General features: G+C 72.4%; 21 protein-coding genes. 12 read left to right on the forward strand and 9 right to left on the reverse strand.

Annotation, left to right across the window (positions count from 1 at the left end; translation table 11 throughout):
- Positions 1–4 precede the first annotated feature (4 nt).
- Positions 5–997: a TIGR03617 family F420-dependent LLM class oxidoreductase gene (locus BKA14_RS08500; protein ID WP_184950356.1), complete on the forward strand. Its 993-nt coding sequence runs from the start codon at positions 5–7 to the stop codon at positions 995–997.
- Here BKA14_RS08500 and BKA14_RS08505 read toward each other — a convergent pair.
- A complete protein-coding gene (locus BKA14_RS08505) occupies positions 937–1872 on the reverse strand; it encodes an alpha/beta hydrolase family protein (RefSeq protein WP_184950357.1) in 936 nt (311 codons plus the stop codon). The two genes, BKA14_RS08500 and BKA14_RS08505, sit on opposite strands and share 61 nt — an antisense overlap.
- A gap of 31 nt (positions 1873–1903) precedes the next feature.
- A complete protein-coding gene (locus BKA14_RS08510; protein ID WP_184950358.1) occupies positions 1904–2290 on the reverse strand; it encodes a DUF427 domain-containing protein in 387 nt (128 codons plus the stop codon).
- A gap of 234 nt (positions 2291–2524) precedes the next feature.
- Between BKA14_RS08510 and BKA14_RS08515 the strand changes: the two genes are divergently transcribed.
- The 4 genes from BKA14_RS08515 to BKA14_RS08530 all read left to right on the forward strand — a co-directional run bounded on the left by BKA14_RS08515 (position 2525) and on the right by BKA14_RS08530 (position 4653).
- A complete protein-coding gene (locus BKA14_RS08515) occupies positions 2525–2884 on the forward strand; it encodes a hypothetical protein (protein WP_184950359.1) in 360 nt (119 codons plus the stop codon).
- Between the two features lie 61 nt (positions 2885–2945).
- Complete coding sequence (locus BKA14_RS08520; protein WP_184950360.1) at positions 2946–3413, forward strand: aminoacyl-tRNA deacylase; 468 nt, start codon at positions 2946–2948, stop codon at positions 3411–3413.
- Between the two features lie 9 nt (positions 3414–3422).
- Positions 3423–3770: a UBP-type zinc finger domain-containing protein gene (locus BKA14_RS08525; RefSeq protein WP_184950361.1), complete on the forward strand. Its 348-nt coding sequence runs from the start codon at positions 3423–3425 to the stop codon at positions 3768–3770.
- Positions 3771–3831: 61 nt separating this feature from the next.
- Entirely contained in the window at positions 3832–4653 is an 822-nt protein-coding gene (locus tag BKA14_RS08530; protein WP_184950362.1) for a metallophosphoesterase family protein, read from the forward strand.
- On the opposite strand, the gene BKA14_RS08535 is transcribed toward BKA14_RS08530, so the two are convergent.
- Positions 4642–5142, reverse strand: coding sequence for a GNAT family N-acetyltransferase (locus tag BKA14_RS08535; protein WP_239092391.1), 501 nt, complete (start codon positions 5140–5142; stop codon positions 4642–4644). The two genes, BKA14_RS08530 and BKA14_RS08535, sit on opposite strands and share 12 nt — an antisense overlap.
- Before the next feature lie 44 nt (positions 5143–5186).
- Here BKA14_RS08535 and BKA14_RS08540 point away from each other — a divergent pair, with 44 nt between their 5' ends.
- Positions 5187–6275, forward strand: coding sequence for a glycosyltransferase (locus BKA14_RS08540; protein ID WP_184950363.1), 1089 nt, complete (start codon positions 5187–5189; stop codon positions 6273–6275).
- Here BKA14_RS08540 and BKA14_RS45675 read toward each other — a convergent pair.
- Positions 6231–6971: a helix-turn-helix domain-containing protein gene (locus BKA14_RS45675; RefSeq protein ID WP_184950364.1), complete on the reverse strand. Its 741-nt coding sequence runs from the start codon at positions 6969–6971 to the stop codon at positions 6231–6233. The two genes, BKA14_RS08540 and BKA14_RS45675, sit on opposite strands and share 45 nt — an antisense overlap.
- 208 nt (positions 6972–7179) lie before the next feature.
- On the opposite strand from BKA14_RS45675, the gene BKA14_RS08550 reads away from it, so the two are divergent.
- Positions 7180–7830: a DUF4097 family beta strand repeat-containing protein gene (locus BKA14_RS08550; RefSeq protein ID WP_184950365.1), complete on the forward strand. Its 651-nt coding sequence runs from the start codon at positions 7180–7182 to the stop codon at positions 7828–7830.
- A gap of 78 nt (positions 7831–7908) precedes the next feature.
- Positions 7909–8712, forward strand: a complete 804-nt coding sequence (locus BKA14_RS08555) for an alpha/beta hydrolase (protein ID WP_184950366.1) — start codon at positions 7909–7911, stop codon at positions 8710–8712.
- Between the two features lie 18 nt (positions 8713–8730).
- Here the strand turns inward: BKA14_RS08555 and BKA14_RS08560 are convergent, their stop codons facing one another.
- Entirely contained in the window at positions 8731–9579 is an 849-nt protein-coding gene (locus tag BKA14_RS08560; RefSeq protein ID WP_260416910.1) for a DMT family transporter, read from the reverse strand.
- A 346-nt stretch (positions 9580–9925) separates the two neighbouring features.
- Between BKA14_RS08560 and BKA14_RS08565 the strand changes: the two genes are divergently transcribed.
- On the forward strand, positions 9926–11332 hold the full coding sequence (locus tag BKA14_RS08565; protein ID WP_184950368.1) for an aminotransferase-like domain-containing protein: 1407 nt from the start codon (positions 9926–9928) through the stop codon (positions 11330–11332).
- A gap of 44 nt (positions 11333–11376) precedes the next feature.
- Here the strand turns inward: BKA14_RS08565 and BKA14_RS08570 are convergent, their stop codons facing one another.
- On the reverse strand, positions 11377–11856 hold the full coding sequence (locus tag BKA14_RS08570; protein ID WP_184950369.1) for a VOC family protein: 480 nt from the start codon (positions 11854–11856) through the stop codon (positions 11377–11379).
- A gap of 324 nt (positions 11857–12180) precedes the next feature.
- A complete protein-coding gene (locus BKA14_RS08575; RefSeq protein ID WP_184950370.1) occupies positions 12181–12894 on the reverse strand; it encodes a lysophospholipid acyltransferase family protein in 714 nt (237 codons plus the stop codon).
- Positions 12895–13068: 174 nt separating this feature from the next.
- On the opposite strand from BKA14_RS08575, the gene BKA14_RS08580 reads away from it, so the two are divergent.
- Complete coding sequence (locus BKA14_RS08580) at positions 13069–13602, forward strand: hypothetical protein (protein WP_184950371.1); 534 nt, start codon at positions 13069–13071, stop codon at positions 13600–13602.
- Between the two features lie 2 nt (positions 13603–13604).
- Positions 13605–14546, forward strand: a complete 942-nt coding sequence (locus tag BKA14_RS08585) for a phosphotransferase family protein (protein ID WP_184950372.1) — start codon at positions 13605–13607, stop codon at positions 14544–14546.
- Here BKA14_RS08585 and BKA14_RS08590 read toward each other — a convergent pair.
- Both BKA14_RS08590 and BKA14_RS08595 read right to left on the reverse strand, forming a co-directional pair.
- Positions 14510–15322, reverse strand: coding sequence for an acetyltransferase (locus tag BKA14_RS08590; protein ID WP_184950373.1), 813 nt, complete (start codon positions 15320–15322; stop codon positions 14510–14512). The genes BKA14_RS08585 and BKA14_RS08590 overlap by 37 nt on opposite strands.
- A gap of 188 nt (positions 15323–15510) precedes the next feature.
- Positions 15511–16575 carry an aminotransferase-like domain-containing protein gene (locus tag BKA14_RS08595; protein ID WP_184950374.1) on the reverse strand — a complete coding sequence of 355 codons (1065 nt, stop codon included), beginning with the start codon at positions 16573–16575 and terminating at the stop codon, positions 15511–15513.
- Between the two features lie 18 nt (positions 16576–16593).
- Between BKA14_RS08595 and BKA14_RS08600 the strand changes: the two genes are divergently transcribed.
- Positions 16594–17535 (forward strand): phosphoglycerate dehydrogenase, encoded by a 942-nt coding sequence (locus BKA14_RS08600; protein WP_184950375.1) that lies wholly within the window; start codon positions 16594–16596, stop codon positions 17533–17535.
- Positions 17536–17762 lie beyond the last annotated feature (227 nt).

A 17762-nucleotide genomic window follows, 5' to 3' on the forward strand; every position in this document is an offset into this window, starting at 1 on the left:
ACGCATGCTGGTTGACTTCGCCGCCGACGTCGCGGCCACGCCGATCGCAGTCGAGGAGGCCGCGGTGGCCGCCGAGCGGGACGGCTACGACGGGTTCGCCGCGGCCGAGACGAAACACGACGTCTTCCCGGCGCTCACCCTGGCTGCCCGCGCGACCGAGCGCATCACCCTGCAGTCGGCCATCGCGGTCGCGTTCTCGCGCAACCCGATGAACGTGGCCGTGCTGGCCAACGACCTGCAGCTGATCAGCCGGGGCCGGTTCCAGCTGGGCCTGGGCTCGCAGGTGCAGGCGCACATCGAGCGCCGGTTCGCGATGCCGTGGGGCAAGCCGGCCGCGCGCATGGAGGAGTTCGTGCGGGCGGTGCGGGCCATCTGGGCGGCGTGGGGCGGCGAGCGGCTGGCCTTCCGCGGCGAGTTCTACCGGCACACGCTGATGACCGACTTCTTCAACCCCGGTCCCAACCCGTACGGGAATCCGCCTGTCCTGGTGGCCGCGGTGGGGGAGCACATGACCAGGACCGCCGGGCGCGTCGCCGACGGTCTGCTCGTGCACCCGCTGACCAGCGCCGCCTACCTGAGCGAGCGCACCCTGCCCGCACTGCGCGAGGCCCGCGGCGGCGACCTCGGCGACTTCACGGTCTGCCTGTCGGCCATGGTCGTGCTGGGCGAGACCGAGGCCGAGCGGTCGCGGGCCGAGCAGGCGGTCAAGGGCCAGATCGCGTTCTACGCCTCCACGCCCGCCTATCGTGCGGTGCTCGACATGCACGGCTGGGGCGATTTGGCCGATCAGCTCAACCTGCTGTCGCGGCGGCAGGCCTGGACGGAGATGACCGCGCTGATCAGCGACGAGGTGCTCGACACGTTCGCGGTGACCGGCGGGGCCGCGCTGCGCGAACGGTTCGCCGGGCTGGTCGACCGGATCTCGCTCTACACGCCCTACGAGATCGACCCCGGGGTCAAGGCGAGCTCGTTGTCGAGCGTCGCCACGGAGCCCTGAGCCGCGGCCGGTTCCAGCGCGGGCGCGCCGCCGTAGAGGCTCCACCGCAGGAAGGCCGCAGTGGTCCCGCTGACCGCGGCGAACTCGTCGTTCGTGGTCTGGTGGCCGCCCTCGGTGATCGACAGCATGGCTCGCGACCAGGGCACCGCCTCGTAGACCGTGCGCGCCGCGGAGTACTTGACCGAGGTGTCCTTGCGGCCGTGCACGAGCAGCACGGCCGCGGCGGGCCCGCTGAACGGCGTACCGAGGAAGTCCGTGCCGGCGATCAGGATGCCCGCCGACAAGCGGTCGTCGCGGTGCGCGCTGAACAGGCCGGCCGTGGTGATGCCGCCGCCCGAGTGCCCGGCCGCGGCCAGCCGGCTCGTGTCCAGCTTGCCGCGCAGCGGGCCGCCGCCGGAGGTGTTGCGCTCGACGACCCGGGTGAGCACCTCGGACGCGTCCTCCGGCTGGTTGACCAGGTCGTAGGCGTTGAACCGGGACGAGCCGAGCGAGGTGTGCGGGTAGGCCGGGGCGGCCACCACGAACCCGGCCAGGGCCCAGCTGACCAGCAATGCCGCGTAGTCGTCGGGGCGCGAGTGCAGCCCGTGACTGAAGAGCACCACGGGGTACGGGCCGGGGCCGATCGGATACCAGACGCGGGTCGGCAGGGCCCGGCCGTCGCGGGCGAACGAGAAGTCGTGGCGCCCGACGGTCCGGACCGCGGCGGGCGCGCGGCCCGGCCGGGGCTCGTACGGGGTGACCGGCTGCGGCGCCAGCGCCGAGGCCTTGGTCGACGACAGCACGGTCCGTCCGGCGGCCGAGGCCTGCCCCGCCTTGACCGCGAGACCCCCGGCCGCGGCCGCCGACATGCTGAGCAACAGTGTTCGTCTACGCACCGGCCTCACGCTGCCGCGCGGGTCTGTGGTTTCACTGTGGTGCGGCTGTGACCTCGATCGAGTCGACCCGGTCGGGGTAGAACGCCACGTGGTCCTTGATCGGGGCCACGGCCTCGCGCGGGTTCTCGTAGACCCAGATGGCGTCGACGGACTTCTCGCCGCCGGCCGGGATCGAGTAGTAGGTGGCGTCCCCCTTGTACGGGCAGTAGGTCGTCGTCGACGTGCGCTCGAGCAGCGACTGGTCGACGTCGCCGATCGGGATGTACGGCACCGGCGGGTAGGTCGATTCCTGCAGCGTCTGCGCGCTGTAGGTGTCGGCGACCACCTTGCCGCCCACCTTCACGACGATGTGGGCCGTGCTCGGCGTGATGGTGATGGGGTGGTCAGGGCCGGGCTCGAGCTCGGGACGCTTGGACATGACAGCTCCTCGAAAATGTCTGTGGTCTGCTCTGGGATCAATCCGCTCCCGCACACCACCATTCCCTCTGCGCGCGTCGCATATCGCGAGCGTGGCGTCAGTCTCGCCACGGTATTCGGGACGGATATCCACCCCTGCCTCCACCGAACGGCCGAAAGGCCGTGATTGCCACATGCCGGGCGAGCGGGCGTGATGGTCTGGGGGTGCACAAATCGGCTCGAGGAAGGGTGAACCATGAAAGCGGCAACGCGGATTCTGACACTCGTCGGACTGAGCCTGATGACGGGCGCGACGCTCGGGGCCGCTCCGGCCATGGCGTCGACATCCGCACCAGACCCGGCGGCCCGCACGGCCACGACCACGGCTGACCAGCCGCGTCGTGACCGGGAGTGGACCTTCGGTTACTACGACACACGACGCGAGTGCGAATGGATCGGCCGGGTCGGCGAACGTCGTGACCGGTGGGACAGCTACGACTGCGACCTGGTCCGCTGGGGCCGTCACCGTGGCGACTGGCAGCTGACCGTCGAGAAGGATCGGGACTGGCGCGACCGCGGTCGCGACTGGCGCGACCACCGCGGCGACGACGACTGATCCGTCACAGAATGGCCAGGCCACACCCGCTCCGGGTGTGGCCTGACGCTATTTTCGACCCATGTCGACGAATCCCGCCGAAGCCGCGGCCACCTCCCTCGGCCTGGCGTTCAAGCTGTTGAGTCACGGCCCGGTCAGCAGCGTCGCCGAGGCCGCCGCGGCCCAGGGTGTCGAGATCCGCGACCTGGTCAAGACCCTCGTCGTCCGGCGCGCCGACGACGACTACGTGTTCGTGCTGGTGCCCGGTGACCGGTCGATCTCGTGGCCCAAGCTGCGCGCGCTGCTCGGCGTCAACCGGCTCTCCATGCCCGACGCGGCCACGGCCAAGCAGGCCACCGGTTACGAGCGCGGCACCATCACCCCGTTCGGCTCGGCCCGGGCCTGGCCCGTGATAGCCGATTCCCGTACGCGGGGACGGACGATCAACCTGGGCGCCGGCGAGCGCGGCGTGGGGCTGCAGGTGTCCGCCGACGAGGCCGTGCAGGCGCTGGGCGGGACGTTCGCGGACGTGACCGAGGAGTTGGGGTAGGTTCTGCGCGTGACGAGCGAAGCGATCCAGCCCGACGTACCCCCTTCCGGCACCGGCTGCGTCGAGTGCCTCGACAACGGCGGGTGGTGGTTCCACCTGCGCCGCTGCGCCCAGTGCGGGCACATCGGCTGCTGCGACACCTCACCGGCGCAGCACGCCACCGGCCACTGGCGCGAGACCGGCCACCCGATCATCCAGTCGTTCGAGCCCGGCGAGGACTGGTATTGGGACTTCACGACGCAGGAGGCGGGCAACGGTCCGCAGCTCGCGCCGGCCACCAGCCGCCCCGAGGACCAGCCCGTGCCCGGCCCGGCCGGGAACGTGCCGGCCGACTGGCGCACGAAGCTGAACCGGTAAGCAGGCCACCGGCATCGCCGTGGACCGTTCGCGGGCGCGGGATCCTCGATAGCTTGCTCCGATGAGGATCCTGCACCTGTCGGACACCCATCTGACCGCCGCGCCCGGCCCCAATGCCGACGGCATCGACTCCCGCGAATCGCTGCGCGGCATGCTGGCCGACTGCGAACGGCTCACCGGGCTGAGCGCGGTGCTCGTCACCGGTGACATCGCCGACGACGGCAGCGTCTCGGCGTATGCGGACGTGCGGGCCCTGGTCGGCGGGTTCGCGCAGGCGCGGGGCATTCCGGCCCTCTACACCACGGGCAACCACGACGAGCGCACGGCCTTCGCGTCGGTGCTCGGCGACGACCTGGTCGCGGCCACCGACGTCGACGGGTTCCGCCTGATCACGCTGGACACGCTGGTGCCCGGCAAGGCGTACGGCCGGCTCGGCGACGACCAGCTGGCCTGGCTGCGCCGGGAACTGTCGACGCCCGCCGCCAACGGCACGGTGCTCGCCTTCCACCACCCGCCGATCGCCCTGCCCGGCGTCGAGGTGCAGCGCGAACTGGGCCTGCTCGACCCGGAGGCGCTGGCCGAGGCCATCCGCGGCAGCGACGTGCGGCTGATCCTGACCGGCCACTTCCACCTGCAGCTGTTCGGCCTGCTCGGATCGGTGCCGGTGTGGGTGACTCCCGGTGTCATCACGCGGGTCGACCTCACGGGTGTTCCGGGCACCGAGCGCGCGGTACGCGGGGCGTGCGCCACTCTGGTCGACCTGAGCACCCCGCACTCGCCGTTGCTGCACGTCCTGCACGCCCGTGACCCGCGCGCCGGCGAGACGGCCCACGAACTCGGCGCCGAGGCCCTGTCCGCGGTGATCGCTCAGCTAGGCCGGTAGCTCGTAGACGATCTCAAGGCCGTCCTCCTCGTCCCACTGCTCACCGACCTTCGCGAAGCCGTAGGGCAGCGCCAGGTTCTGCGAGGCCAGGTTGCCGGGGCTGATGCTCACGCGGATCCGGCGCACCGAAGGCTCGTCGCGGGCCCGGGCGAGCAACGCCTCCAGCGCCGCGCGCGCGTAGCCCTGACGGCGGAAGGCGGGGTCGATGGCATAGCCGATCTCGACCGTGCCGGCGGCGTCGGGCGGGGCGTGGAAACCGGCACGGCCGACAGCCTTTCCCCGTACGGGATCCCAGACGATGCCGGTCGTCCAGGCCGCACTGCCGGGGTCGTCGCGGGCCTGCCCCAGCCGCATCAGCCAGACATCGCGGTTGTCGGGCCCGGCCAGCCACGCGGACACGGCGACGGGGCTGACCTTCCCGGCGGTGGTCACGTCGCCGGCGGCGAGCGCGCGGAAGGCGTCGGCGTCGAGATGCACGATCCGGATCACGGCGGCTCAGCGTAGACCCAGGTGACCTCTGGTAGAACCCATTTATGCGTATCGTGTTCGTCGCCGCGCCCCTGCAAGGTCATCTGCTGCCGCTGGTCCCGCTCGCCGCGGCCTGCCGCGACGCCGGGCATGACGTGACCCTGGCCTCCGGCGGGTTCCCGCCCGACGTGCGGGGCCTGCGCACCGCGGACATCGGGGGCGGTTTCAACCTGCCCCGCAGCGCGATCCGGGTGGCCCTGCGGCATCCCGGGCTCGCCCGCGCCGAGATGCGGGGCCGCGCCGGGCACGGCTTCGTCGGCGAACTGTTCGGCCGGGCCAACCTGGCGCTGCTCGGGCCGTTGCAGGCCCTGGCCGAGCGGGAACGCCCCGACCTGATCGTCTACGAGTCGCTCAGCGAGGCGGGCGCGGTCGTGGCCGGACGCCTCGGTATCCCGTCGGTGCTCCAGGAGAACACACTGTGGCCGGCCGACGAGCTCTACCGCGCGGTCACCGGCAGCTCCGCGCTCACCCGGCTGGGCGCCGCCGCCCCCGCGCTGACCCTGGCCGTGACCCCACCCAGCCTCCGTACGCCGGTCGAGGGCGCGCAGCCGATGCGCCCGGTGCCGTTCTCGGGCGGCGGCGCGATCCCGCCCTGGCTGACCGCACCCGGTGACAAGCCGCGCATCCTGGTCAGCCGCAGCACCCTGGAGGGCCCCAGCGACGGCAACCCGGGGCCCGCCGTCATCGCCGCCGCGGCCGACGTCGACGCCGAGATCGTGCTGGTGCGTCCGGCTCGAGACGGTGCTCTGCCGGCCAATGTGCGTTCCGTCGGGCGGGTTCCCCTCGACGAGTTACTCCCGTACGCCGCGGGTTTCGTGCACCACTCCGGGGCCGGCAGCGTGCTCGGCGGGCTGGCCGCGGGCGTGCCCCAACTGACCACGCCGGGGGCGGGGGACCGGCGCTACAACTCCGGGCTGCTGGCCCGGCGCGGCGCCGGGCTGGCCGTGGCGGCCGACGCGATCACCGCGGCCGACCTGAACCGGCTGATCAGCGACGAAGGGCTGCGGGCGGCGGCCCGGGAGGTCGCCGCCGAGATCGCCGGCATGCCGTCACCGGAGTCCGTCGTCGGGTCGCTCGAGAAGCTGGCCGGTTGACGGCTTCGTGTGCAGCACGGCACGGCCCTGCTCGGCGGCGCGCAGGATGTTCTCACTGACGAAATCGAGGAAGCGGGCGATCTTCTCGAGGCGGTCGGCGGCGGGCGAGCCGGGGCCGAGCACCGCCACGCCCTGCCGCGCGGTGGCGATGAGCTGGTCGTTGGCGCGGGCACTGGCGATCGTGGCCTGATAGAACAGTTCGTCGTCGACGATGTAACGATCGCGGCGGCGCTCGTCACGCTCGCGCCGCACGAGACTCTGGCTCTCGAGAAACGCGATGGCCTTGGAGATCGACGCCGGGCTGACCCGCAGGCGCTGCGCCAGCTGGGCCGCGGTCAGGCTGCCCTCGTCGACGGTGAACAGGCAGGTCAGCACGCGGGCCGTCATCTTGGGCAGGCCCGAGCCCATGAGCACGCCGGTCAGTGTCTCCTCGTATTCGGCTCGCCCCTGCGGCCCTTGCTGCGTGGCCTCTCGCGGCCCGGCGCTGCTGGGCCGGCGGCGGTGGGCCCGGTGCTCGGTGGCGTGGTGGGCGAGATCGGCGCGATAGGCCATCGGGCCGCCGTTGCGCATCACCTCGCGGGTGATCGTCGACGTGGGACGGTCGAGGCGGCGGGCGATCTCGGCGTAGGGCAGGTCGTCGGCCAGCCCCAGCGCGATCTGGTGGCGTTCCTGCTGGGTCAGTCGGCCTCCCGGCATGCCCGGGCTCCCTTCGCTCGTCGTTCGCCCACCCTAGCCTTCACTTCCCTCCATTGCAACGCAACGTTGCGTTAGATTCCGAACTGTTGCAATGAATGCAGGGCTCTGAGCTGGCGCTATCTCCAGCTAGTGCAACAACGACGTTGCCCTCATGTGGAAAGCAACGTAGCGTTTCCTGCATCGGAAACAACAACACGGAGGTAGAGTCATGAACCAGTTCGCCACCCCGGCCCCGATCGCCGCCGTCCTCACCGTTCCCGCGGGCCGGGTCCAGTTCATCGCGGCCGAACGCGCCGACACCGTCGTCGAGGTCCGGCCCGCCCAGCCCGGCAACAGCCGCGACGTCCGCAGCGCGGCCGAGACCACTGTGGGCTTCGCCGACGGCGTGCTGCGGGTCGAGGCCCCCGCGGACAACAAGGCCGGCGCGGTCGAGGTCACCGTGCAACTGCCCGCCGGTTCGCGGGTCGAGGGGCACAGCGCCGCCGCCGAGCTGCGCGGCGTCGGACGGCTGGGCGACGTCGTCTTCACCGGGGCCTACCGGGCGATCAAGGTCGACGAGGCGGCGAGCCTGCGCCTGACCGCCGTCGACGGCGACGTCGCGGTGGGCCGGCTCACCGGCCCGGCCGAGATCAGCACCACCCGCGGCGCCATCCGCATCGACGAGGCCGTCCGCGGCACAGTCATTCTGACCAGCCAGGACGGCGACATCACGATCGGCGCCGCGGCCGGGGCTCCCGCCACCCTGGACGCGGGCACCAGCCTCGGCCGGGTCAGCAGCTCGCTGGTGAACGGCGGCGGGGCCGAGCTCTGCATCCGAGCCACCACCGCCCGCGGCGACATCACCGCTCGCAGCCTCTGACCCGAGCCTTTCCGTCCCGCAGCCTTCTTCCCGTTCCCTTTTGCCGCAACCTTCTTCCCCTGCTTCAAGGAGATCAGCATGACGAACTCGGCCTGGACCGGTCTGGTGCCGGTGGACGACACGGCCCTCGCGGTCACCGACACCGGCGGCGACGGGCCACCGGTGATCTACCTGAACGGACAGTTCGCCACCCAGGGCTACTGGCGTCGGGTCCGCGCCGAACTCGGGCCGCAGTGGCGGCACATCACGTTCGACGGACGGGCCCGCGGGCGCCGGTCGGGCCGCTCGGCGGACTACTCGTTCGAGGCCGCCCTACGGGACGTCGACGCGGTCCTCGAGGCCCGGGGCGTCGACCGGGCGCTCCTGGTGGGCTGGTCCTACGGGGCGGTCGTGGCCGCGCACTGGGCGGCCCGCAACCCCGGGCGGACGGTCGGCGCGGTCCTCGTCGACGGTGCTTTCCCGTACGACTGGCTGGACGACGCCATGGAGAAGCGGATCCACACCCTGTTCGGCCGGTTGCGGCTGATCGCGCCGGTCCTGCGGCTCGCCGGGCTGATGCCGCGCATGACCGCCCGGCAGCAAGCCGAGTCCAACATCGAGCTCGGACGGCTGTCGCGGACGGAGGCGCTCGGGCCGGTGCTCGACACGCTGACGGTGCCGGCCCGGTACGTGGTGGCGTCGGGCACGTCGTTCGGCAGCCGCAACGACGAGCAGGAGCGGATCCGGGCCGGTCTGGACGCGGTGATGACGCGCAACAGCCACATCCGGCTGAGCGCCAAGGTGAGCAGCAACCACGGCGCGCTCCTGCGCCGCGACTACCGGGCCGTGGCCTCGGCCGTACGGGAGGTGGCCGTGACGGACCGCGAAGGAGTGACGTCATGACGCCGGCGCGGGGCCCGGTCAGCGGCGGGTTCGCTGGATCAGGGCGACGCAGGCGAGGACCACAGCGGCGGCCACCAGCGCGGCCGGGGTGACGGACTCGCCCAGCAGCAGGGCCGACCAGAGCAAGGTGAGCACGGGCTGGGCCAGCTGAACCTGGCCCACCCGCGCGATCCCGCCCCGGGCCAGGCCCGCGTACCAGGCGAAGAAGCCGAGAAACATCGAGACCGCGGTCAGGTAGGCGAACGCCGACCAGGCCGCGGTTCCCGCGTGCGGGACGGCGGCGGTCGCCGAAACCGCCGTGATGGTCGCCGTTACGGGCAGCGACAGCACCAGTGCCCAGCAGATCGTGCGGGCCCCGCCGAGCTCCCGGGCCAAGGCGCCGCCCTCGGCGTAACCCAGTCCGCAGAGGATGACCGCGGCCAGCAGAAACAGGTCGGAAGCGGCAAGCGCCCCACCGGCCGCCCCCGTGGCGACGAGGAACGTCAGGACGACGCCCACCCCGGCCGCACCGGCCGGCCAGAACACCCACGGAGGGCGTTCCCCGGCCCGCAACACGGCGAAAACCGCCGTCACGGCGGGCAGAACGGTGACCACGACCGCGCCGTGCGCCGACGTCTGACTGGTCAGGGCCAGCGACGTGAAAAGCGGAAACCCGACCACCACACCCAGGGCGACAATCGCCAGCCGCCGCCACTGCCGACCGGCCGGCCGGGGCGCGCCGGTGATCCGCAGGTAGACGGCGGCCAGGACCGCCGCCCCGGCCGCCCGCCCGAAAGCCACGAACCAGGCATCCAGCTCACCGACCGCGACGCGGGTGGCCGGCAGCGACATGCTGAACGCCAGCACACCCAGCGCCCCCAGCGCCAGCCCACCGGCCCGGCCCGGGGCCGCGGAGTTCCTGCTCGGGGCAGCCGCGCGCCCCTCCCGCCGCTCCGCGCCGTGGGTGCCGGTCCGTTGCGTGCCGTCAGGATCGTGCGGCCGGGAGCGGCCGCTGCTGGGCCGTTGAGCGTCGCCGGCAACCGGCCGTTCCGCGCTGTCGGCAGCCCACCGTTTCGCGCCGGCTGCGTCTTGCCGTCCCCGGCCCCAGGCGTTTGCTCGTTCCGCGTCGTTGGCGCCCTGTTGCTCGGGGCCGGCCGGGACGCTTCCGTTCGGTGGACCTGTGGTCGCCGACGCTGTTACCGGCCCGGCGGTGGTAGCGCTACTCTGGTCCCTCATGAGTGACGGTAACGCAGTCGATCGCGTTATCCAAGATCTGCGCGAGCGGGCCGGTGCGGCCCCGTCAGGGTCCAGGCTGCCCTCCGTACGGGAATTGACCGCTCGGCATCACGCCTCACCGGTCACTGTCGCGGCGGCGATCCGGGCCCTTGTGCGCGAAGGGCTTGTCGAAGCACGGCCGGGGCAGGGCACCTTTGTTGCGCAGCGCGAGCCGCGCGGCCGGAACCGGCAGAGCGCACGACCCGACCTGTCGTGGCAGACCGTGGCCTTAGGAGCGAGGCGCGGCGGCGAGGAGGAGCTGCAAGCGTTACTCGCGACACCGCCTGACGGGACCATTGCGTTATCCGGTGGCTACCTCGACCCGGAGCTGCAGCCGACGGCCGCCCTCGGTGCGGCGCTGGCCCGGGCCGCCCGGCAACCCGCCGCCTGGCAGCGCGGACCGGCGGAGGGCCGGGCCGACCTGCGCGCCTGGTTCGCCCGGGACCCGGGCCTGCGCGCCGACGACATGGTGATCAGCCCCGGCGGTCAGGCCGCGATCACGTCGACCCTGCGCGCCCTGACCAACCCGGGCGACACCCTCCTCGTGGAGTCACCGACCTATCTGGGCGCGCTGGCCGCGGCCCGCGCCGCGGGACTCACCGTCATCCCCGTGCCGGCGGACGCCAACGGCGTGCTCCCCGACCAGTTGCGGGCGGCGTTCACCCGCACCGGGGCGCGCGTCTTCTACAGCCAGCCCCTGTACGCCAACCCGACCGGCGCCACCCTGGCCCCGCACCGCAGGATCGAGGTGCTCGACGCCGTACGCGAAACCGGTTCTTTTCTCATCGAGGACGACTATGCCCGCGACCTGGCCATCGACGGCACACCACCGCCCCCGCTCGCGGCCGACGACCCGGACGGTCACGTCGTGCATCTGCGCTCGCTCACCAAGTCGGCCGCCCCCGGCCTGCGGATCGCCGCGATCGGGGCCCGGGGTCAGGCCGGGGCCCGGTTGCGCGCGGCCCGCCTGCTCGACGACCTGTTCGTGGCGGGCCCCTTGCAGCAGGCCGCCCTCGAACTGGTCACGTCGCCGGCCTGGGACCGCCACCGTCGTGCGCTCCGCAAGGAGTTGCGCGCCCGCCGCGACGCGCTCCTGACCGCTCTGCGCCGGCATCTTCCGCTCGACGCGGGCCAGGCTCCCACCGGCGGCCTGCACCTGTGGGTGCGTTCCGGTCATGACATCGACGACGTGGCGCTGGCCTCCGCCGCCGCGGCCGAGGGCGTCATCGTCTTTCCCGGCCGCCCCTGGTTCGCGGCCGAGCCGCCGGCCGCCTACTTGCGCCTCACCTACGCCGCGGCCCCGCCCGCCCTGATGGACGAGGCCGTCGTCCGCCTCAAGCGCGCGTTCGACAAGGTGAACGCATAGGGACTGTCTCCTGGCTGCGTCCGGACCCAGGTACCGGACAGACCTCAGCGAAGGGTGCGCAAGGCGGCGTCGAGCGTGGTGAAGATCGTGTCGCCGCCCTCGTCGTCCCAGTGCGGCGCCGGGTCGGGTTGGCCGGGGGCCGGGGCGTACAGCCACCAGAGGTTCTGCCACGGGTCGAGCATGCGACCCACAGTGGTCTCACCGTAGAACGGGGTCGGCTCGGTGACGATCCTCGCGCCTCGTTCGGCTGCGCGTTTCTGCACGGTCGCGACGTCGGTGACCCAGACCTGCAGCAGGCCGGGGCGCAGCGGCCAGCCGTCCAGGCGGTCCACGATCATCAGGTCGACGCTGCCCAGCCGCAGCTCGGAGTGGATGAGTTTGCCGTCGGGCATCTCGGTGTGCGCCTCGGGGGTCTCGCCGACGTCGAAGACCTCGGACACGAAGGTGATCAGGCCGGCCGCGTCCTCGACCATGACGAACGGGTTCAGGACGGCGCCGTGCCCGGGCGTGTGCAACATGCTCATGTCTCGAGCGAACCAGCAATTCCGGTCATTTCCCGACCGCTGTCCCGACTGCGGCGGCTGGTGCCGGTGGCGGCTCCGCACGGGGGTCACAGGCGTTGCTACAGCTCGACCGGGCGGCCGGGGTAGACCTCCGGCCCGTACGCCTCGGTGGCGCGCCAACCGTGGTCGGTCACGTTTGCGCGGAGCGTGTCGCCGTCGCCCGGCCCACCAACAGGACAATCTTTCCCGTACGCCGGGACGACCGCGGCAGCGCGACGGTCAGGGTGGCCGACCGGGACACCCCGTCGGGACGGCCGGTGTGGCTGTCGCAGAAGTGGGCGACCCTCACGACGCGTTGAGGGCGCTCGCGATCGCCTTGCGGGCCAGATCCTTCATCGTCGCGGCGTCGTCCTGCGGCGCGATCGGGGGCAGCACTTCCACGTGCACGTCGACGTGGTCGCGCAGGACGAGACCGTGCCGCGGCAGCGCGCGCCGGGTGCCGTGCACCGCGATCGGGACGATGGGCACCTGGTGGCGAACGGCAAGCTCGAAGGCGCCGTCCTTGAACGGCTGCAGCTCACCGTCGGAGGTGCGCCGGCCCTCCGGGAACATCAGGACGGGCGAACCGGCGGCCAGCAGACGGTCGCAGTGCGCCATCATGCGGCGGATCGACTCGCCACTGCCCCGGACCAGCGGCACGTAGTCGTTGAGGCGCATGTTCCACCCGATCAGGGGAACCCGGAAGATTTCCTGCTTCGACACCCACTTGAACGGCCGGAACAGCGCGAACAGCCCCAGGATGTCGATCAGCGACGCGTGGTTGGCCACCAGGACCGCCGAGCCGTGCCAGGGCACGAGGTCGCGACCGGTCACGCGCAGCCGCCACAGCGGGTTCACGTAGACGTAGAACGACGCCCAGGCCGAGGAGTACAGGTGCAGGGCCACCCGCCGCCGGTCGAACGGGAGCGTCACGAGCCACACCACGACCGCGCCGGCGAAGAACACGACGCAACTGAGCCCGATGAACGCCCAGTAGGCCATTGAGAAGACCCACAACATGCCGCACATCGTAGGGTCTGGCTGTGGTGTCAAGGCCGGGCCGTCAGCTGTGGACGACTCCGGAACGCCGTCGCGCCGGGGTGGGCTGCCCTGTGGACAACCCGGATTCCTGTCGTACGCGCCGCGTAGGGTCGGCACACCCCCAGGGCGGGGGGTGGGTTCGGAGGTGGGTCGGTGCACGGTAACCAGCAAGATCCGAACGAGGGTGCGGTGATGGACTTCCCGCGGCTCGTGCGCACGGTGCCGGGCGCGCCGTGGCTGCCCGCCGGGAGCACCGCCGAGGTCTGGGCCGGCGAGGACCTCGACATCCCACGCCCGGCCGTCATCGTGCGGCTGCTGCTGACCCGCGCGCCCGGCGAGATCTTCTGCGTCCCGACGCCGCGAGGCCCCGACCTGCCGACCACCGTGCTCGGCACCGTTCACCGCTGGCAGGCGGGTGTGGCCGGTCTGTGCCGCGTGCACCTGGGGTCGGAGGTGGCCACGCGCTGCGTCGGCTACGTGCGCAACATCGTGCCCGAACCCGACGAGACCTACCGGCTGCCCGTCCCGGACGCGAACGTCCTGGTGTTCACGCCCCGCACCGAGCCGCCCGAACCGGACGGGACGCTGGGCGCCTGGGTCGGCCGCGACGAGGCGCCGGCCCTGCTGGGGCAACGCCATTGGTGGCCGATCGCCTGTGTGGCGCTCGGCTGGACAGGGCAGTGGTGACCATGGAACAAGCCGTCACGCACTGGGTCGAGCACGTCGCCCTGCCGGGCCGCCGGATCGTCGACGCGCGCAGGCTGACCGGTGGCTACAGCAACGAGAACACGGCGCTCACCACCGACGACGGCCACCGGTACGTGCTCCGGCGCTACCTGCGGCACAACAAGTGCGCCCTCGAGGCCGCCCTGGCCGACCGGCTCAAGGGCACGGCGCCGGTGCCCGAGGTGGTGGCGGCCGACCCCACGGGCGACAGCGTGGGTGAGCCGCTGCTGCTGTCGACGTTCGTCGCGGGCCTGCCGGTGGGCGAGATCCTGGCCGCGGGCGACGACGCCGAGCTGGGCCGTGATGTCGGGGCCACGCTGGCCCGTATCGGCACGATCGCGTTCGAGGCGCCCGGCTTCTTCGCCGACGGCCTGCGGCCCGACGGGTCGGAACCCACCGTGGGCCTCGACCAGTTCGTCGAGCGCTGCCTGCGTGAGGGCAACGCCGCCGGCCACCTGACCGCCGCCGAGCAGGACGCCTTGCTGCGTTACGCCGCCGGAGCCGCCGCCGACCTGGCCGCGGTCAAGGGCTCCCGGCAGTTGGTGCACTCCGACTACAACCCGAAGAACCTGCTCGCCGCCCGCTCCGCGACCGGTCGGTGGCGGGTGGCGGCCGTGCTCGACTGGGAATTCGCGTTCAGCAGCACCCCGCTCGTCGACGTGGGCAACATGCTGCGCGACCCGCGGCCGCCGGCGTTCCTCGACGGCTTCCTGAGCGGCTTCCGCGACGCCGGCGGTGACCTCCCGCCCGGCTGGCGGCGCATCAGCCAGGCCGCCGACCTGTTCGCGCTGGCCGACTTCCTGACCCGGCCGGTCGAGCACCGCTACTTCCGGCGCTCGATCGACCGGATCCGGGACCTGGTGGGTGCTCAGGCCGGCACGAACGTCAGGCGCGACCGGATGTGATGGAACCCCGCAGGCTCCAGGCCCGGCAAGGTGGACTCGACATCGGCCACGACCTGCTCCGCGCCGCCCGCGACCAGCGCGCCGAGCGACGCGGCGAGCAGCGACGACCGGGCCCCGGGGGCGGCGCCGGGCAGCACCCCGAGGTAGACGAGCATGGGCCAGCAGGCCTCGCCCGCGGTTCCGGCCAGGCCCGTGCCGTCCGCAAGCACGTGCCACGCCGCGGCCGGGCCGGTCAGCCACGGCCACGGGTCGCGGGCCAGATCGAGCCCGGCCACGGCCAGCGCGGTCTCGGAGCCGGTGAGCACATCGGGGCGGGCGACCCCAGCCACCAGCGCCCGGACCTCACCGGCGCCCGCCGCCGGGCGTACGGGCTGGGCCGGGGTCTCGACACGACCGCCGGACCAGCGGAAACGCCTGCGCTCGACGGTGGGGACGAGACCGGCCAGGCGGGCCGCCGTCAGCACGCGCTCGTCCACGGGCAGGGTGGCATGGAACGGGCGGGGGCCGCCCAGCGCGGCGTGGGCCGCGGTCAGCAGCGCGGACCCGACCTCGGGCGGGCCGGTCAGGTCGAAGTGTTCCAGCCACGGACCGCCGGCGGCGCCGGGCGGGAGCACCCACGCGGCGCGCGCCACCACCTGGCCGTCGCGCTGGGCGACCCACGTACGGGACGGGTGGAAACCGCCGCCGGCGAGGCCGTCGGCGTACGAGATCGGGGTGATCGGGCCGAGGGAGTCGAAGACGGCTTCCTCGCCGGGGAGCAGATGGCGGTAGATCATGCGGGACCTCCGAGGCGCGCAGAGTGCGCCCCGGAGTCAGAACCGCGGGGACGCCGGGCCGCGGAAGGGGCGCATTTCCTGGGACACGGTGCGACCTCCCTTCTGCTGGGCCTGACGGCGTACGGGAAGAATTTAGCAGGTCTTTTCCGCCGGCTGCAGCGTCAGGTCCTAGTAGGCGGGTGATCTCGTCACTGTCCCGAGACGGAACGAAGGGCGAGTTTCAGGCGACGGGCCGCCTCGGTCAGCTCGGCCGGGGGCAGGAGCGAGAAACTGAGCCGTACGCGATCAGAACCCCCACGCCGGTCGGCGAAGAACCGTGGGCCCGGAACGAAGCTGGTGCCGTGACGCTCCGCGACCGCCAGCAGTGACTCCGCGTCGACACCGTCGGGCAACCTCAGCCAGAGGAACCAGCCGCCGTCCGGCCGGTCGGCGTTGATCGCCTCACTCAGGACGTCCCTGTGCGTTCGATAGCGTTCGCGCAGAAGAGCGACATGCTTCCCGTACGCCCCTGAGGCGGCGAACTCGGCCATGGTGAGCGCGGTCGTGTGGTTGACGCCGCCTCCGCTGTGGACGGAGCCGACTCGGGCCAGCCGGGCGACCAGGTCCGGTGTCGCGGTGATCCAGCCCAGGCGCAGGCCGGGGGCGACCGTTTTCGAGAAAGAGCCCAGGCTGATCACGTTGGCGTCGGTGAACGGCGGCGGCGATCTGTCGTAGTACAGCTCGCGATAAGGGTCGTCCTCCACGATCGGCAGGTCCTGGGCGGCCAGCGCTCGGCGCTGCCCGGGGGAGAGGCTGCGACCGGTCGGGTTGCCGAACGTCGGGACCACGTACAGGAAGGCGGCCCGGTGCCGGCGTGCCTGCCGGCCCACCTCGTCGGCGTCCTCCGCCCGCACGGGAACAAGCCTGAGGCCACGATCGGTCAGGATCCGGAACGCGTAGTGATAGGTAGGGGAGTCGACCAGGACGGTGTCGCCGGGTTCGGCCAGCACCTGCGCCACCAGCGTCAGCCCGTGCGAAGCGCCCGCAGTCACAAACGTGCAGTCCGCGGACTGTTCATTCGTGCGCGCCGCGATCCATTCGCGCAACGGCGCCGGGCCGGGGGCATGGCCGTAGGTGAGCGCTTTCCAGCCGTACGTGTCCAAGGCGCTCGCCGCGGCCGTGGCCCACGCGGCCGCCGGCAGCAGCTCCGGCAGCGGGTGGCCCCAGCCGAGATCGAGGATTCCGTCGCGGGGCTCGAACTGAACGATCGTCACTGAACCAGAATGGGGGACATGAAGCTTCTGCTGCCCGACAGCGTCGACCTGAACCCCGACCTGCCCGCCGGCGTGACGGCCGTGCGATACGCGGTCAACCGGCCGATCCCCGGCGAGCACACCGACGCCGAGGCGCTGGTCGTCTGGAACAACTCGGGCGACCAGATGCGCGACGCCGCGCAGCGGCTCACCCGGCTGCGCTGGGTGCAGACCCTGGCCGCCGGGCCCGACGCCGTGGTCGCCGCCGGTTTCGCGCCCGAGGTTGTGATCACCTCTGGGCGCGGGCTGCACGATCAGACAGTGGCCGAGCACACGCTGGCGATGGTACTGGCCGCCGTACGCCACCTGCACGTGCTCGTTCGCGCGCAGATCGGCCACCACTGGGCCGAGGAGATGCGCGAACTGCAAGCCGCACCGGCCACCGCGCAGTTCTACACACTCCGCGATGCGCATGTGGTCATCTGGGGCTTCGGCGGCATCGCGGCCGCGCTCACACCACACCTGACCGCGCTGGGGGCGCGGGTCACCGGGGTCGCCCGCAGCGCCGGCACCCGCCACGGCGTCGAAGTGGTGACCGAGGACAGCTTCGCCCAGCTGCTGCCCACGGCCGACGTGCTCATCGGCATCCTGCCCGCCACCCCGGCCACGCAGCACGCGCTCAACGCGGACATGTTCGCGCAACTACCTGCGCACGCCTGGGTGGTCAACGTCGGGCGCGGCGCCACCCTGGACGAGGACGCGCTGCTCGACGCCCTGCGCGAGGGTGACATCGGCGGGGCGGCTCTGGACGTCTTCGAGACCGAGCCGCTGCCCGCCGACTCCGGCCTGTGGAACGAGCCCAACGTCATCCTCACCCCCCACGTGGCCGGCGGCCGCCCGCTCGGCGCTTCCGCCCTGATCAGCGAAAACGTGACCGCCTTCCAGGACGGCCGCCCACTGCGCAACATCGTCGAACGCTGACCCCCGTCCACCGTCCAGCACCACACGACAGACCCAGCCCCGACAAGCCCTCAACGACGGCTGGCGCCCATGCCCACCCACCCAGGCGAGTAACAAAACGACGCCCGGCGGTCATGTTCGCGTAGCGGTTTGGCCGGGGTGAGCAGTAGGCGGCGTCCGATGGTCGTGTTCGCGTAGCGGTTTGGCCGGGGTGAGCAGTAGGCGGCGTCCGATGGTCGTGTTCGCGT

The organism is Paractinoplanes abujensis (genome assembly GCF_014204895.1).
Lineage (GTDB): Bacteria > Actinomycetota > Actinomycetes > Mycobacteriales > Micromonosporaceae > Actinoplanes > Actinoplanes abujensis.

Bases quoted from the DNA above. Each gene is read 5' to 3' on its own strand.
- BKA14_RS08500 (WP_184950356.1), top strand. From the start codon at position 5: ATGCTGGTTGACTTCGCCGCCGACGTCGCGGCCACGCCGATCGCAGTC.
- BKA14_RS08510 (WP_184950358.1), bottom strand. From the start codon at position 2,290: ATGTCCAAGCGTCCCGAGCTCGAGCCCGGCCCTGACCACCCCATCACC.
- BKA14_RS08515 (WP_184950359.1), top strand. From the start codon at position 2,525: ATGAAAGCGGCAACGCGGATTCTGACACTCGTCGGACTGAGCCTGATG.
- BKA14_RS08520 (WP_184950360.1), top strand. From the start codon at position 2,946: ATGTCGACGAATCCCGCCGAAGCCGCGGCCACCTCCCTCGGCCTGGCG.
- BKA14_RS08530 (WP_184950362.1), top strand. From the start codon at position 3,832: ATGAGGATCCTGCACCTGTCGGACACCCATCTGACCGCCGCGCCCGGC.
- BKA14_RS08540 (WP_184950363.1), top strand. From the start codon at position 5,187: ATGCGTATCGTGTTCGTCGCCGCGCCCCTGCAAGGTCATCTGCTGCCG.
- BKA14_RS45675 (WP_184950364.1), bottom strand. From the start codon at position 6,971: ATGCCGGGAGGCCGACTGACCCAGCAGGAACGCCACCAGATCGCGCTG.
- BKA14_RS08550 (WP_184950365.1), top strand. From the start codon at position 7,180: ATGAACCAGTTCGCCACCCCGGCCCCGATCGCCGCCGTCCTCACCGTT.
- BKA14_RS08555 (WP_184950366.1), top strand. From the start codon at position 7,909: ATGACGAACTCGGCCTGGACCGGTCTGGTGCCGGTGGACGACACGGCC.
- BKA14_RS08565 (WP_184950368.1), top strand. From the start codon at position 9,926: ATGAGTGACGGTAACGCAGTCGATCGCGTTATCCAAGATCTGCGCGAG.
- BKA14_RS08570 (WP_184950369.1), bottom strand. From the start codon at position 11,856: ATGAGCATGTTGCACACGCCCGGGCACGGCGCCGTCCTGAACCCGTTC.
- BKA14_RS08575 (WP_184950370.1), bottom strand. From the start codon at position 12,894: ATGTTGTGGGTCTTCTCAATGGCCTACTGGGCGTTCATCGGGCTCAGT.
- BKA14_RS08585 (WP_184950372.1), top strand. From the start codon at position 13,605: ATGGAACAAGCCGTCACGCACTGGGTCGAGCACGTCGCCCTGCCGGGC.
- BKA14_RS08590 (WP_184950373.1), bottom strand. From the start codon at position 15,322: ATGATCTACCGCCATCTGCTCCCCGGCGAGGAAGCCGTCTTCGACTCC.
- BKA14_RS08600 (WP_184950375.1), top strand. From the start codon at position 16,594: ATGAAGCTTCTGCTGCCCGACAGCGTCGACCTGAACCCCGACCTGCCC.